General features: G+C 51.9%; 14 protein-coding genes and 2 tRNA genes. 11 read left to right on the top strand and 5 right to left on the bottom strand.

Annotated elements, in window-relative coordinates; all coding sequences use genetic code 11:
* Window positions 1–4 precede the first annotated feature (4 nt).
* The 5 genes from gyrB to IMCC13023_RS01360 all read left to right on the top strand — a co-directional run bounded on the left by gyrB (window position 5) and on the right by IMCC13023_RS01360 (window position 5,079).
* On the top strand, window positions 5–1,942 hold the full coding sequence (gene gyrB, locus IMCC13023_RS01340) for a DNA topoisomerase (ATP-hydrolyzing) subunit B (RefSeq protein ID WP_007540455.1): 1,938 nt from the start codon (window positions 5–7) through the stop codon (window positions 1,940–1,942).
* A 13-nt stretch (window positions 1,943–1,955) separates the two neighbouring features.
* On the top strand, window positions 1,956–4,469 hold the full coding sequence (gyrA, locus tag IMCC13023_RS01345; protein ID WP_007540457.1) for a DNA gyrase subunit A: 2,514 nt from the start codon (window positions 1,956–1,958) through the stop codon (window positions 4,467–4,469).
* Window positions 4,444–4,845: a DUF3566 domain-containing protein gene (locus IMCC13023_RS01350; protein WP_007540459.1), complete on the top strand. Its 402-nt coding sequence runs from the start codon at window positions 4,444–4,446 to the stop codon at window positions 4,843–4,845. Before gyrA ends, IMCC13023_RS01350 begins: the two co-directional genes overlap by 26 nt.
* Before the next feature lie 53 nt (window positions 4,846–4,898).
* A tRNA-Ile gene (locus IMCC13023_RS01355) sits at window positions 4,899–4,972 on the top strand.
* Between the two features lie 34 nt (window positions 4,973–5,006).
* Window positions 5,007–5,079: transfer RNA gene (locus IMCC13023_RS01360), tRNA-Ala, on the top strand.
* A gap of 41 nt (window positions 5,080–5,120) precedes the next feature.
* Here the strand turns inward: IMCC13023_RS01360 and IMCC13023_RS01365 are convergent.
* Window positions 5,121–5,318, bottom strand: a complete 198-nt coding sequence (locus IMCC13023_RS01365; protein ID WP_007540461.1) for a hypothetical protein — start codon at window positions 5,316–5,318, stop codon at window positions 5,121–5,123.
* Between the two features lie 146 nt (window positions 5,319–5,464).
* A complete protein-coding gene (locus tag IMCC13023_RS01370) occupies window positions 5,465–6,679 on the bottom strand; it encodes a serine hydrolase domain-containing protein (protein WP_007540464.1) in 1,215 nt (404 codons plus the stop codon).
* A 160-nt stretch (window positions 6,680–6,839) separates the two neighbouring features.
* Between IMCC13023_RS01370 and IMCC13023_RS07290 the strand changes: the two genes are divergently transcribed.
* On the top strand, window positions 6,840–7,013 hold the full coding sequence (locus tag IMCC13023_RS07290) for a hypothetical protein (RefSeq protein ID WP_007540468.1): 174 nt from the start codon (window positions 6,840–6,842) through the stop codon (window positions 7,011–7,013).
* Between the two features lie 80 nt (window positions 7,014–7,093).
* Here IMCC13023_RS07290 and IMCC13023_RS01375 read toward each other — a convergent pair whose 3' ends face one another.
* The 3 genes from IMCC13023_RS01375 to IMCC13023_RS01385 all read right to left on the bottom strand — a co-directional run bounded on the left by IMCC13023_RS01375 (window position 7,094) and on the right by IMCC13023_RS01385 (window position 9,224).
* Window positions 7,094–7,672 carry a fasciclin domain-containing protein gene (locus tag IMCC13023_RS01375; RefSeq protein WP_007540470.1) on the bottom strand — a complete coding sequence of 193 codons (579 nt, stop codon included), beginning with the start codon at window positions 7,670–7,672 and terminating at the stop codon, window positions 7,094–7,096.
* A 289-nt stretch (window positions 7,673–7,961) separates the two neighbouring features.
* Window positions 7,962–8,402, bottom strand: coding sequence for a fasciclin domain-containing protein (locus tag IMCC13023_RS01380; RefSeq protein WP_007540472.1), 441 nt, complete (start codon window positions 8,400–8,402; stop codon window positions 7,962–7,964).
* A 129-nt stretch (window positions 8,403–8,531) separates the two neighbouring features.
* The gene (locus tag IMCC13023_RS01385; RefSeq protein WP_040324777.1) at window positions 8,532–9,224 is read right to left on the bottom strand and encodes a nitroreductase; all 693 of its coding nucleotides are present in this window, start codon (window positions 9,222–9,224) and stop codon (window positions 8,532–8,534) included.
* A gap of 73 nt (window positions 9,225–9,297) precedes the next feature.
* Between IMCC13023_RS01385 and IMCC13023_RS01390 the strand changes: the two genes are divergently transcribed.
* From IMCC13023_RS01390 to IMCC13023_RS01410, 5 genes are all read left to right on the top strand, one after another.
* Window positions 9,298–9,540 (top strand): hypothetical protein, encoded by a 243-nt coding sequence (locus IMCC13023_RS01390; RefSeq protein ID WP_040324779.1) that lies wholly within the window; start codon window positions 9,298–9,300, stop codon window positions 9,538–9,540.
* Window positions 9,541–9,565: 25 nt separating this feature from the next.
* Complete coding sequence (locus IMCC13023_RS01395) at window positions 9,566–9,817, top strand: hypothetical protein (RefSeq protein ID WP_007540478.1); 252 nt, start codon at window positions 9,566–9,568, stop codon at window positions 9,815–9,817.
* A gap of 126 nt (window positions 9,818–9,943) precedes the next feature.
* Window positions 9,944–10,714: a crotonase/enoyl-CoA hydratase family protein gene (locus IMCC13023_RS01400; protein ID WP_007540479.1), complete on the top strand. Its 771-nt coding sequence runs from the start codon at window positions 9,944–9,946 to the stop codon at window positions 10,712–10,714.
* A gap of 157 nt (window positions 10,715–10,871) precedes the next feature.
* A complete protein-coding gene (locus tag IMCC13023_RS01405) occupies window positions 10,872–12,836 on the top strand; it encodes an acyl-CoA dehydrogenase family protein (protein ID WP_007540481.1) in 1,965 nt (654 codons plus the stop codon).
* A complete protein-coding gene (locus tag IMCC13023_RS01410; RefSeq protein WP_007540483.1) occupies window positions 12,836–14,023 on the top strand; it encodes a thiolase family protein in 1,188 nt (395 codons plus the stop codon). Before IMCC13023_RS01405 ends, IMCC13023_RS01410 begins: the two co-directional genes overlap by 1 nt.
* Window positions 14,024–14,025: the final 2 nt, after the last annotated feature.

Below are 14,025 nucleotides of genomic sequence, written 5' to 3' on the forward strand. Positions count from 1 at the left end.
GAATATGCCAGAACCAACGAGAAACTACGACGCCGGAGACATTCAGGTTCTTGAGGGGCTAGAGGCCGTTCGCAAGCGACCGGGAATGTATATCGGCTCCACGGGCCCCCGCGGCCTTCATCACTTGGTTTATGAGATCGTCGACAACTCAGTCGACGAGGCTCTTGCCGGCCACTGCGACAACATTGATGTTGTTATCACCAAGGCCGGAAATATAAAGGTCTCCGACAACGGTCGAGGCATCCCGGTTGATATGCACCCGGTGGAAAAAAGACCCGCCGTAGAGGTAGTCCTTACAGTTCTGCACGCCGGCGGAAAATTTGGCGGCGGCGGATATGCCGTCTCCGGTGGACTTCACGGTGTCGGTGCCTCGGTTGTAAACGCCTTGTCATCGACACTCTCGGTTGAGGTCCACCGCGACGGACATATTTGGCGCCAGGGTTATTCAATTGGCGTTCCAGACGCCCCGCTAGCCAAGGGTGAGAAGACCGACCGGACCGGAACAACGATTGAGTTCTCACCGAGCGCGGACATATTTGAAACCGTTGACTACGACTACGAGACCCTTCGCCAGCGCTTTCAGCAAATGTGTTTCTTGAACAAGGGCTTGAAGATCAACCTTCTGGACGAGCGCGATGGAAGAAAAGACAACTATTACTACGAGCGCGGTCTTGCTGACTACGTTGAGTATCTGAACTCAGCCAAAAAAGTCGAGACGATTCACGACGAGATCATTTCAATCGAGACCGAAACCAAAGAGAAAACAATCTCCGTCGAGATCGCGATGCAGTGGACCACCGGTTATAACGAAGGCGTCCACACTTACGCGAACACGATTAATACCCACGAGGGTGGAACTCACGAAGAGGGTTTCCGCACCGCTCTGACCTCATTGCTCAATAAATACGCCCGCGACAAGTCGCTTCTAAAAGAAAAAGATGACAACCTCACCGGTGATGACGTTCGTGAGGGTTTGACGGCGGTTGTTTCCCTGAAGCTAACCGAGCCACAGTTTGAGGGACAGACCAAAACCAAACTCGGCAACACTGAGGCCAAAGCCTTTGTGCAAAAAGTAGTGAACGATCAGCTTGGAGACTGGCTAGCCCGTAATCCTGTGCAAGCTAAAGAGATTGTTCGCAAGGCTATCCAGGCTGCCAGCGCAAGAATGGCAGCCAGAAAAGCTCGCGAGGCAACTAGACGCAAGGGCTTGCTGGAGTCCGGCGGAATGCCAGGCAAGCTAAGAGACTGCTCATCGAGGGACCCAGTTGTCTCCGAGATTTATATTGTTGAGGGTGACTCGGCCGGCGGTTCAGCCGTTCGAGGCAGAGATCCTGAGACCCAGGCGATCCTGCCGCTTCGAGGCAAGATTTTGAATGTTGAAAAGGCGAGACTTGATCGAGCCTTGGCAAACACCGAAGTTCAAGCTCTAATTACGGCTTTTGGTACCGGTATTGGTGAAGAGTTTGATGTCAGCAAGATTCGCTACCACAAGTGCATTTTGATGGCCGACGCCGATGTCGACGGTCAGCACATTAGAACCTTGTTGCTGACCCTGTTGTTTAGGTACATGCGCCCCTTGATAGAACACGGCTACGTTTACATGGCTCAGCCACCGTTGTTCAAGCTCAAGTGGTCTAACGCTCCTCACGAATATGTTTACTCGGACGAAGAGAGAGATCGAAGGCTGCAGGAGGGTCAAGCTGCCGGCAGGAGAATTCCAAAGGAAAACGCCATCCAGCGCTACAAGGGTCTTGGAGAGATGGACTACGACGAGCTTTGGGAAACCACAATGAACCCGGCCACCAGAACCTTGCTTCAAGTGACTCTGGACGACGGAGCACTAGCCGACGAGGTCTTTTCGACCTTGATGGGTGAAGACGTCGAAAGCCGAAGAAACTTTATCCAGCGGAACGCCAAAGACGTCCGATTCTTGGACATCTAGGTAGGAGAGAAAAATGTCAGAAAGCCAGATGGACAAAATAGAGCAAATCGACCTAAAGGTCGAAATGCAACGAAGCTACCTCGACTACGCAATGAGCGTTATTGTCGGGCGAGCACTTCCGGACGTGAGAGACGGCCTAAAACCAGTTCACCGTCGCGTTCTTTACGCGATGTACGACGGTGGTTACCGACCAGACAAACAGTTCTCAAAGTGCTCGCGTGTAGTAGGCGATGTGATGGGTCAGTATCACCCTCACGGTGACACAGCTATTTACGACACCTTGGTTCGCTTGGTTCAGGACTGGAACCTTCGTTATCCGCTTGTATCGGGCCAGGGAAACTTTGGTTCCCCCGGAAACGATCCGGCTGCTGCACCAAGATACACGGAGTGCAAAATGGCTCCGTTGGCGATGGAGATGGTTCGAGACATCGACGAAGAGACCGTTGACTTCCAAGACAACTACGACGGCCGCACCCAGGAGCCGACCATTTTGCCTGCGAGGTTCCCAAACCTGTTGGTTAATGGATCAATCGGTATTGCGGTTGGAATGGCGACGAACATTCCTCCCCACAACCTCAGAGAAGTATCAGAGGCAGCTCAGTTTGTGCTTGCCAACCCCGAAATCGAGGGTGAAGCGCTAATTGAAGAGCTAATCAAGATTGTGAAAGGTCCAGATTTCCCAACCGGCGCTCAAATCCTTGGTCGCCGCGGAATTGAAGATGCTTATCGAACCGGCCGCGGCTCAATAACAATGCGTGCGGTTGTGAACGTAGAAGAGGTTCAGAATCGAACCTGCCTAGTTGTCACCGAACTTCCATATCAAGTAAACCCAGACAACTTGGCGCTTAAGATCGCAGAGCTCACCAAAGAGGGCAAGCTCACCGGCATTGCAGACATTCGCGACGAAACATCGGGTAGAACTGGTCAGCGACTCGTAATTGTTCTAAAGCGCGACGCGGTTGCAAGGGTTGTACTGAACAACCTGTACAAGTACACCCAGCTGCAGGACAACTTCGGTGCAAACATGCTTGCACTTGTCGATGGAATCCCCAGGACGCTGTCGATCGACGGCTTTATTACCAATTGGGTGACCCACCAGATCGACATCATCGTCAGAAGAACTCAGTTCAGGCTGCGTAAGGCAGAAGAGCGAGCCCACATCCTTCGCGGGTACCTGAAGGCTCTTGACTCACTCGACGATGTAATTGCCCTGATTCGCAAGAGCGCGACCGTTGAAGATGCTCGCGACGGACTAATCAAACTGTTGAAAATCGACGAGCTTCAAGCGCGTGCGATCTTGAACATGCAGTTGCGTCAACTTGCGGCACTTGAGCGCCAGAAGATTATTGACGAGGCCGCTGAGCTTGAAACTCAGATAACTGAGTTCCAGAGGATCATCGGAGACGAAAAAGCCCAGCGCGACATCGTCTCATCCGAGTTGGCCGAAGTTGTTAGCAAGTACGGCGACGATCGTCGCTCAGAGATAATGCTTGGTTACGACGGCGACGTCAGCCTAGAAGACCTAATTCCCGAAGAAGAAATGGTAGTTACCTTGACCCAAGGCGGCTACATAAAGCGAACCAGAAGCGACAACTATCGCGTGCAGCACCGCGGTGGCAGGGGCGTTAAGGGAGCGAGCCTTCGAGCCGACGATGTGGTTCAGAACTTTATTGTTTCGACCACTCACCACTGGCTGATGTTCTTCACTAATACCGGCAGGGTTTATCGTTCCAAGGTCTACGAGGTTCAAGAGTCTGGCCGCGATTCAAAGGGTCAGCATGTTGCCAACCTCTTGGCCTTGCAGCCAGAGGAATATGTAGTGAAGGTTCTTGATCTGAAGGACTACCAGCAGGAGCCTTATTTGGTCATGGCCACCAAGAGCGGGCTTGTTAAAAAGACCGCTCTAGAGCTCTATGACACCGCTAGAACTGGCGGCATCATTGCCATCAAGCTCCGCGAAGGCGATGAGCTTATCAACGCAATGCTGGTTAGCGAAGAGAACGATGTTCTTTTGGTTAGCCGAAAGGGAATGTCTATTAGATTCTCCGCGGCTAACGACTCGATGCGTCCAATGGGTCGCGACACCTCAGGTGTCATCGGCATGGCCTTTAGAAAGGGCGACGAGCTTTTGTCGGCTTCGGTTATTGGGGAGTCCGGCTTTGTCTTTGTTGTAACCGAGGGCGGTTATGCCAAACGAACTTCGGCGGATCAGTACCGAGTTCAGAAGCGTGGCGGCATTGGCATCAAGGTTGCCAAGCTCGATGAGAAGCGCGGTGACCTGGTCGGCGCGCTAATGGTCGACGAAACTGACGAGGTTCTAGCGGTGTTGTCTTCTGGCAAGGTAATCAGGAGTTCGGCTAATGAGGTTCCGGCCAAGGGCCGCGACACCATGGGCGTAGTATTTGCTAGGTTTGACCAGAGCGATTCAGTTCTGTCGATAGCCAGAAATGCTGAGCGGAACCTAGAAACTAATGATGATCCAGAAACTGAAGGAGCGGCAGATGACATCGCTGTTCAACCGGAATAAGACCCCAAAGGAACCCAAGAAACAGATTCGCCTCAAGCTAAGAGGCGTAGATGTTTGGTCCGCGGTTAAGGTCGGATTCCTTATCTCAATCGCGAGCTCAATCGCTCTGGTGGTTGGGGCTTGGTTGATTTGGTCGGTGCTTGCTAATTCGGGGATTTTCTCCTCAATCGGGAGCTTGCTTGGATCTGTTCTTGGCGACGGCAGCAATGTGAACCTAGAGGATGATTTTTCTTTTTCTAACGTCATGACCACGGCTACCACCCTCGCACTTCTAAATGTCGTGCTAACTACTGCCCTGTGGGCAGTATGGGCGGTAATTTTCAACCTAATTTCTAAGCTGGTTGGTGGGCTTTCGCTCACTTTCACCAACAACTAGAGATCTAGGGTTTGTGGCAGGTGTTTTTTTCTAGTAGCATCATCTTGCTCGACGGGCCTATAGCTCAGGTGGTTAGAGCGCTTCACTGATAATGAAGAGGTCGGAGGTTCAAGTCCTCCTAGGCCCACGGTGAGCACTTTCCGCCAGGGAATGCTCGCTATGGGGACTTAGCTCAGTTGGTAGAGCACCTGCTTTGCAAGCAGGGGGTCAGGGGTTCGACCCCCCTAGTCTCCACAAGGAAGAAGACCCTCCCAGAAATGGGAGGGTTTTTCTTTTTACCGAGCAAACGCCAGAAAAAGCATCACTAGTGACACCGCAATGCCAGAAATCATTAGAAAAGTGTGGGCTTGTTGCTTCCAAAGCAGGCTCGCCCTTGCGTGGAGAAAGAAATAGGGCTTTGCAGAGGACTTAGTTGCACCACCCCAGGTCATGTAGATACCGATCGCAAATCCAACCCAGTAGTACCAGCTCATTCTCGCTCCTTTTCTAGTTACCTCACCTTTCCAGCCAGGCGCATGACAGTCAACTTCTTGAGTATGCAGGCGTCGCTTTCTGACGAACCGAGAATTTGGGTCTTGAGTTAAACCTGACTAACTCTTTCCCCCAACCATTTAATGGGTTACTTGGACGCTAACTGCTGGGAAAGACCGACCAAGAGATGAGGCCAAAATAGGGTTTCTTCGCGGCCCAAACGAACAAAGACGAGACCGTTCTCCGGTGCGACGAAAATATATTGTCCGAGGTTACCTTGAGCGGCGAATTGATTGTCAGGATGAACCCACCAGAAGGACCCGTAGTTCATTTTTGCCGCGGTCAGATCGTTCAATGTTGTTGACTCTTCCACCCAGTCTTGGGGTACCACCTGAATTCCATCCATCATGCCCTTTTGGGCAAACAAAAGACCGAATTTCGCAAAGTCAATGGGTCGGGCGTTCATGCCGCTCTCCATTTTCTCAAATCCGTTGTAAAAACTGTCCGTGCTCCAGGAGGCGTCCGCCTCGGCACCCATAGGGCCCCACAGCTTTTCACTCATGTAATCTGCGGTGGTTTGACCGGTCGCTCGCTCAAGTGCCATGCCGAGAAGCAGTGGATTGTAATTGTTGTACAGGAAAGACTTCCCTGGATCCTCAGCTATGACGGCATTCAGTGCCGTCGCCCTAAGGTTTGTGGAGAAGTAGGTGCTGGCCGCATCCCCGTATGGAGACATATCATCCACATATTTCAATCCGGATTCCATGGTGATTAGGTGCCGGAGCGTGATGCTGCCAAACCTAGGGTCAGTATCCATGAGCTCCGGAATGTACTTGGTGATTGGGTCATCAAGGGATTCAATCTTCCCTTCACCGATGGCTATACCAACCAACGCTGATAAAAAAGACTTCGAGACTGAGAATGATGTGTGCAACGCATTCGGGTCAACACCCGGTGCGTACCATTTATGAATAACGACTCCGTCCTTCAGAACCAGAAAGGCGGTTGTTCCAGTCTCCGAAAAAAAGCCACCCAGGTCCTCTTCTGAGTTAATTAGCAGATCACGCAAGCCAAATGGACTCAAATCGACGCTGTTGAAGGCGGCAAGGGTGGAGCCATCAAGCGCCTCGGGCAATGAAGTGGCGCCAGGAGTGGTCTTTATCTCGTTATTCGGAAAGTAATTAATGTGGTCAATGCTTGGACCACCCCAGATTGCCATTGTCGCCAGACCTCTGGCCATCTGAGAGAACGGGGTTGCGGCGACTATCAGCCCTGCCAAAATCAATGGCACGCTAACTATTGCGAGCACAACCTTCAGGGGGCGCCGGGGCCTTTTTGCTTTTCGTGCTTCGGTTGTGTTCATGAGGCAAAGCTACCATCCGGGCATCGGTAGTTTGGAGCCATGTTGGCTGGCCAGCCGAACCAGTGCCTCTCTTTGTCAAATGCCCCAGATGGTTCAAGTTTTTCACTCACGCGGCTGAGGATTTGGGGGTTCATCGAATTAGGCAGCTAGGATTTTTAGCATGAGTAATAAGTGGATCCTGCTTGCTTACGCCGCACTCTTCTTTGGGGTCGTTTCTACTTACGACTCCTATGCGGACAACACCTATCTTGTCGCTCTTGCTGGAATAACCCTAAGCGTGGCGGGTGTTGGTGCCTGGCTGTGGTCTGTTCAGCATAAAAAAGACAAGGGCTAGCTTTTTTCGATAGAGATTTGCTCGTTAAACACTTCAGCCAGGGATCTCTCCCTGGCTGAAGTTCAGTTTGTCTCTGGTTTTTAGCCAAGCAACGCTGCGACGTCAACTCCTGGTGGGAGGATGACTGCGTCGATGACATGGATCACTCCATTGGAGGTCATTATGTCGGTAGCGGTTATGTTAGCGGTGCCGTTGATTACAACGCCATTGGATGTGTCAACCGCGAAGGTCGAGCCTTCAACGGTTGTCACGTCGCCGGTCGTGACATCAGCTGCATAGACCTCGCCGGCCACAACGTGGTAGGTGAGGATTGACTGAAGGACAGCCAGATTCTCAGGTAGAAGAAGTGCGTCTAGAACGCCAGCCGGAAGAGCCGCAAAGGCCTCATCAGTTGGTGCAAAGACAGTGAACGGACCTTCACCCTGAAGTGTGGTTACCAAGTCAGCTGCACCAAGTGCGGCGGCCAGAGTTGTAAAGGTTCCGGCACCAACTGCCACCTCAACAATGTTTCCAAGCGCTTCTTCGGTCATGGTTCCATCGACCTGAGCTTCTTCCATCGTCTCTACTGGCTCTGCAACCTCATCTGCGGGTGCGCAGCCGGTTAGCACTAGGGCCGCGACTGCGATTCCAGCTAGGGCGGTAAGTCTGTTTTTTCTCATCGTTCCTCGTTTTTTTCGGGTGTTCGGTGATTGCGCTCCGAAAGTCCCGAAACGCTCTCAAAGGTTAACAATCCAAAATTTGAGTTCCGTGGGAGGTGGGTGGCAATTGACTGAGTTATTTCTAGGAGAAGACTGGCAATGTAGTCTCAGCAAATTCCTGGGGAATGGCCGTGGTAAGGGGGCTAGAAACGCGAATCTGGCTGGCGAGAGGCTTCTTGTCTCTTAGGCCCGGTTAAAAAGAAAAGCCAGGGATTTCTCCCCGGCTTTTCTTTTTTGACTTGGTTACGAATTACGCAAGCAATGCTGCTGCGTCGACGCCTGCTGGAACTAGTACTGCGTCGATTACGTGGATAACACCGTTAGATGCGGCGATATCGGTTGCAGTTACCTTGGCAGTGCCGTTGATAACTACGCCGTCGGCTGTGTCGATGGCCATTGTTGAACCCTCGACTGTTGGAACATCACCGGTGGTGACGTCTGCGGCATGAACCTGACCGGATACTACGTGATAGGTCAGGATTGACTTTAGGGCGTCTACGTTTTCTGGTAGCAATAGTGCTGCTACTAGACCCTCTGGAAGGGCCGCAAAGGCATCGTCGGTTGGTGCGAAGACTGTGAACGGTCCTTCGCTCTGCAGGGTTGCTACTAGGTCAGCTGCGCCCAGTGCTGCTGCAAGAGTGGTGAAAGTTCCTGCTTCGACTGCTACTTCTACTATGTTCTTGTCTGTCATGATTTCCTCAATGTTTCGATCTGCATGGAATACGGAACGAAAGTCTCGGGACGTATGTTCAGTGCAACAGACAGCCATGACTAACATTCCGTCGTTTAGTCGATGTTCACACTGAGCGTATAAATGCGGTTACCGGTCTTTTGGGCTAAGTAGCAAGTCAGTTATCGGCAACCTCTCGGCGTGCCAGCCATTGATGGGGTGTTCGGATGGATACCCGATTGACATCCCGCAAACCAATGCGTAGTCATCGCTAACTTCGAACTCAGAACGAATAATGTCAGGGTGTCCACCCAAGTAGCCCTGGGCACAGGTTCCCAGCCCTTTTGCGTTGGCTGCTAGCATCACGTTTTCCATAAACAGTCCAAGATCTAGGGTTCCGAACTGGTCTAGGCCGCGGTGGGTGAAAAAGAACAGTGCTGTTGGTGCGCCAAAAAACTCATAGTTTCGCTCCAAGAAGCTAAATCTTGCAGCCGTGTCCTTTCGGTCAATGCCGAGTGTTTCGTAAATGCCTTTACCAACGGCTTGGCTTCGCTCCGCAAGCCCCTTTGGATAGGGAATCTCGTGTGTGAAGTCCGGTGTTGCCCCTAGGTTTGGAAGCTCAGTTGATTCCCGCAACCTAGCGATTAGACGCTTACTTATTCGATCGCGCTGCTCACCCTCGGCAACCGCCACGACAAAAGGCCTGGTGTTCGACCAGCTAGGTGCAGTGAGGCCATCTGAGAGAATCTCGGTCAGGACACCTGGTTCGATGGGCGAGTCCAGGAAGTCTCTGGTTGATCGTCTGGACTGGGTTAGTTGTTTCCAATTTTCATAGCTGAGCATCCTTTAATGTTATGCGAGTTCCGGATTAGTTGCTTGGTTGGTCGCTTGCTGAGTGAAAGCTAGGCTTCCGATCATGAACACAAGGCAGAAGATCTTATTCAGGGCGCTTGGGGTGACCACGTCGATGTCTGTTTTGTTGATCCTGTACTACAACCTCTCTCCAAATTATGTCGACGATGAAGGCTTCATAGTCGAGGAGTTTTGGGCACTCGGGCTAGCCAGCCTCGGGTTGAGCTCCTCTTTACTAGGACTGCTGATTCTCATTGTTTGGCTTTGGGTGTCCAGCCGAAAAGCAAAAAACTCCTCCAACCGTTAGCGGCGATCACTCGAGATAATTAACTATGGAAGATCTAGCTGCACTGGTTGCAACCATTCTTGCTGTGTTTGTTGGGGTGGCGCTGATCAACATACTGTTGGCCGTTTTATCGAGGCGCAAAAAGCTAAAGCCTTTTATAGCAATGGTCTTCAATGCGCTCACCGGGTTCGCTGCTGTTTTCGGCATCAGCATTAGTTGGGTGATTGGGATATTTCCACTTGCGGGCCTAATTATCGGTTCGATTATTCTCACTTTGCCAAACAGAAAACGCCGCTAGCTATCTTGTCTGACGCGCGTCAATGAATGGACTTAGCGCGGGCAAAAACTAAACCCTTTTGCAGTATTTGGACCAGATATTGGCGCAACCGGCCTAACAGCGTCTAATCTTTGAGCCATGTCGACGATGACCAGAATTACTTTAGAAACCCAAGGGCACGTTTTACTCATCGGCCTGAATCGCCCCGAGAAGCTAAACGCTGCCGACGAGCAGATGCTCCACGAGTTGTCACTTGCTTACGGCCAGCTTGATACCGACCCCAATCTAAGGGTCGGTTTGGTTTTTGCCCACGGCGACCACTTCACTGCTGGTCTCGATCTGCAAGATGTTGGACCAAAGCTTGCGGCAGGCAAACTTCAAATGGTTCCGGAGGGTGGACTGGACCCCTGGGGCATAACGACCAAACAGGTTTCAAAGCCAGTGGTTATGGCAACCAGAGGGACTTGCTTCACGTTGGGCGTGGAATTGGCCCTGGCAAGCGATGTTGTAATCGCGGCAACTGACTCGAGGTTTGCTCAACTAGAAGTTAGTAGGGGCATCATGCCCTTTGGGGGCGGAACCATAAGGTTTCCGAAAGTTGCCGGACATGCAAATGCCATGCGCTATTTATTGACTGGAGACAGCTTTGATGCTCAGCAGGCGTTGTCCATGAACTTAGTAACTCAAGTGTGCGAACCCGGCGAAGAATTTGATATCGCTCTGGAAATTGCTAACCGAGTTGCAGATCAGGCCCCGCTGGCCGTCCAGGCGACACTCGCCTCTGCAAGAGCAATCGATTCCGAGCAAGAAAAAATGCAGGTGTTTCAGAGACTAGCCTCCTTGATGCAGACGAAAGACGTTGCAAGGGGCATGGAGGCTTTCATGACCAAGCAGCCCGCCAAGTTTGAGGGCAATTAGTTCTTGTCTGTTATAAGACAAAAGGCCATGCTGTTTTTGTAGGAAAGCTCTAAAGAACCAATTCTGCAAATGACGCGGATTGTGCGCTGTCACAAAGTTTGTAAACACCCCTTGGCGAGACGGAGATTCTGTCATTTACTAGAGGTTGAGGTGAGAAATGAATTTCAATGAGGACATTCAACTAGACGTCGAGGCAATCGGTGAAAGAGTCTTAGGCAGGTGGGCAGACGTTCGTCGCCACACCCGCTCGGTGATAGAAGAGCACAAGCTTTTCAAGCAAGAGGGCCAGCCAATGGCTGAGCACCGAGAGACAGTTTTGAAGCAGCTTCGAACCCTGGTAGCCGCCGGAGCAACGCAGCACGGTTTCCAGTCAGAGTTCGGTGGAACCATGAACCCCGGAGCCTCGCTTTCTAGCTTCGAAGAGCTTGTCTTCGCGGACCCTTCGCTGCAGATTAAATATGGCGTCCAGTACGGACTGTTCAGCTCCGCGATTTTGTATCTGGGAACCGAGTACCACCACAAGACCTTCTTGGGCAGTGCAGTTAGTACCGAGATTCCCGGCGCCTTCGCGATGACCGAGACTGGCCATGGCTCGGACGTGGCGTCGATTGGCACAACCGCCACCTATGACGCCGACACCAAAGAGTTTGTTATTCACACACCGGATCGACACAGCTACAAGGATTACTTAGGAAATGCAGCACTCCACGGACACGCTGCTGTTGTTTTTGCACAGCTTTACACCGGCGGTGAAAAGCACGGAGTCCACGCCTTCTATGTTCCAATTCGCAAGCGTGGAAAACTGTTGCCCGGAGTTGGTAGCGAAGACGACGGCCTAAAAGGCGGTCTAAACGGCATCGACAATGGAAGATTGCATTTCGACAGCGTCAGAGTTCCAAGGACAAACCTTCTAAACCGATACGCAGACGTGAGCGAGGACGGTGTTTACACCTCGGTCATTGAATCCTCCGGAAGAAGATTCTTCACTCAACTCGGCGCTTTGGTTCAAGGAAGAGTTTCTCTCACCGGCGGCGTCGTGAACGCTCAGAAGCTTGCCCTAGACATTGCAATCAGATATTCGCTTGAGCGCAAACAGTTTCCAGGACCAGATGGTGAAGAAAAAACCATCATGGATTACGGACGTCACCAGCGCAGGCTCTTGCCGCTCTTGGCTAGAACCTATGCCCAAGTCTTCACTCACCAAGAACTTCTTGATCAGTTCCACGCTGTCTTTACAGGTCAAAACGACACCGATGAGTCAAGACAGGATCTTGAAACTGTGGCTGCTGCTTCCAAGGCACTCAGTTCTTGGTATGCGTTGGAAACTGTTCAAGAATGTCGCGAGGCATGCGGCGGCCAGGGCTTTATGGCCGAGCACCGCTTAACGGGACTTCGAGCAGACCTAGATGTTTATGTCACTTTTGAGGGCGACAATAATGTGATGCTTCAGCTTGTGGCAAAGCGTCTTCTGGGCGACTACGCAAAAGCCTTCAAGTCTCCTGATTTTGGAACGCTTGCAAGCTATGTTGCCGGCCAAGTTGGAGAAGCCACAATTAATCGTGGTGGCCTGCGGGGCCTTGCTCAAAAAATGGTTGATTTTGGTTCTACCGCTCGCTCGGTTGGGTACGTCAAGGAAGAAGAGCATCAGCACCAACTTCTAACAGACCGAGTCCACACCATGATTGCGAAGCTTGCAAACAACCTGAAGCACTCGGGCCCCAAAAACGCTCAAAAGCAAGCCGAGCTGTTTAACCGGTATCAGAATGACTTGATTCTTGCGGCAAAAGCCCACGGTGAACTAATCCTTTGGGAGGCGTTTACATCGGCACTCAAGACAATTGAGGATGAAGACTCCAAGCAAATTCTGACTTGGCTAAGAGACCTCTATGGCTTCAGCGTTTTGGAAGAGAACTTGTCCTGGTACTTGATCAATGGCCGACTATCTTCCTCAAGAGCTGAAGCAATAACCGAATACATCGACACCAGGCTATTGCCAAGACTGAGGCCTCACGCAGAAAGCCTGGTCGATGCATTCTTGCTAACGCCGGGTCTGGTCCGCACTACTTTGGCGGCGGATGAGAAGGAACGACAAGCAACACGCTCGCAATTAGTTAGGAAATAATGCAACCTCAAGATGTCTACTTCGTAGACGGAGTCAGAACACCATTCGGAAAAGCTGGCGAGAAGGGCGTTTACTGGAACACCCGAGCTGATGACCTAATCGTGAAGGCGATGATCGGTCTTTTGGAACGACACCCAGACCTAGATCGCTCAGCAATAGACGACGTGGCAATTGCAGCCACCACTCAGCAGGGCGATCAGGGTTTGACTATTGGTCGAACTGCCAGCATCTTGGCCGGCCTACCCGAAAGCGTTCCTGGTTTTGCCATTGATCGGATGTGTGCCGGAGCTATGACCGCCGTCACAACGACCGGAAGCTCAATTGGAATCGGGGCGTATGATCTTGTTTTGGCCGGTGGTGTTGAGCACATGGGTCGACACCCAATGGGCTTCGATGCGGACCCAAACCCCAGGTTTTTGTCTGAAAAGCTAGTTAGTCCAGATGCCCTAAACATGGGTTGCACGGCCGAGAAGATTCACGATCGCTTCCCAGCGCTGACAAAAGACAGAGCGGACGCGTTCGCGGTTTCATCTCAGCAAAAGGCGGCCAAGGCCTATGAGGACAATAAGATTCAGCCGGATTTGATACCAGTCTCGGCTGGCAGCGAAGCTGGCTGGTCCCTGGTCTCTCAAGATGAGCTAATGCGACCTGAGTCAACAATCGAGGGCATGCAAGGGCTCAAAACCCCTTTCCGTGCTCACGGAAAAGTAACCGCGGGCAATGCTTCTCCACTGACCGATGGCGCGACAGTTGCGCTTTTGGCCGGCGAAAGGGCTTTGGCTAAGCACGGGCTGAAGCCAAAAATGAAGCTTGTTTCGTTTGCCTTTGCTGGTGTCGCTCCGGAGATCATGGGCATCGGCCCGATTCCAGCCACCGAAAAAGCTCTTGAGAAAGCCGGACTGAAAATTGAAGACATCGGCCTGTTTGAAATCAATGAGGCCTTTGCCGTTCAGGTGCTGTCGTTCCTGGATCACTTCGGGATTGCAGACGACGACGCACGGGTAAATAAATTTGGTGGAGCGATCGCTTTTGGGCACCCGCTTGCCTCAAGCGGCGTGAGACTAATGAATCAACTTGCTAAGCAGTTTGAAGAGCACCCCGAAGTTCGCTTCGGCCTCACCACCATGTGCATCGGCCTCGGTATGGGCGGCAGCGTGGTTTGGGAAAACAGCAACTGGAAGGGCTAGGA

Source organism: Candidatus Aquiluna sp. IMCC13023 (genome assembly GCF_000257665.1).
GTDB lineage: Bacteria > Actinomycetota > Actinomycetes > Actinomycetales > Microbacteriaceae > Aquiluna.

Coding starts and splice junctions, on each gene's coding strand:
- gyrA (WP_007540457.1), top strand. CDS start 1,956: ATGTCAGAAAGCCAGATGGACAAAATAGAGCAAATCGACCTAAAGGTC.
- IMCC13023_RS01390 (WP_040324779.1), top strand. CDS start 9,298: ATGAACACAAGGCAGAAGATCTTATTCAGGGCGCTTGGGGTGACCACG.
- IMCC13023_RS01405 (WP_007540481.1), top strand. CDS start 10,872: ATGAATTTCAATGAGGACATTCAACTAGACGTCGAGGCAATCGGTGAA.
- IMCC13023_RS01370 (WP_007540464.1), bottom strand. CDS start 6,679: ATGAACACAACCGAAGCACGAAAAGCAAAAAGGCCCCGGCGCCCCCTG.
- gyrB (WP_007540455.1), top strand. CDS start 5: ATGCCAGAACCAACGAGAAACTACGACGCCGGAGACATTCAGGTTCTT.
- IMCC13023_RS01380 (WP_007540472.1), bottom strand. CDS start 8,402: ATGACAGACAAGAACATAGTAGAAGTAGCAGTCGAAGCAGGAACTTTC.
- IMCC13023_RS01375 (WP_007540470.1), bottom strand. CDS start 7,672: ATGAGAAAAAACAGACTTACCGCCCTAGCTGGAATCGCAGTCGCGGCC.
- IMCC13023_RS01365 (WP_007540461.1), bottom strand. CDS start 5,318: ATGAGCTGGTACTACTGGGTTGGATTTGCGATCGGTATCTACATGACC.
- IMCC13023_RS07290 (WP_007540468.1), top strand. CDS start 6,840: ATGAGTAATAAGTGGATCCTGCTTGCTTACGCCGCACTCTTCTTTGGG.
- IMCC13023_RS01350 (WP_007540459.1), top strand. CDS start 4,444: ATGACATCGCTGTTCAACCGGAATAAGACCCCAAAGGAACCCAAGAAA.
- IMCC13023_RS01395 (WP_007540478.1), top strand. CDS start 9,566: ATGGAAGATCTAGCTGCACTGGTTGCAACCATTCTTGCTGTGTTTGTT.
- IMCC13023_RS01410 (WP_007540483.1), top strand. CDS start 12,836: ATGCAACCTCAAGATGTCTACTTCGTAGACGGAGTCAGAACACCATTC.
- IMCC13023_RS01385 (WP_040324777.1), bottom strand. CDS start 9,224: ATGCTCAGCTATGAAAATTGGAAACAACTAACCCAGTCCAGACGATCA.
- IMCC13023_RS01400 (WP_007540479.1), top strand. CDS start 9,944: ATGACCAGAATTACTTTAGAAACCCAAGGGCACGTTTTACTCATCGGC.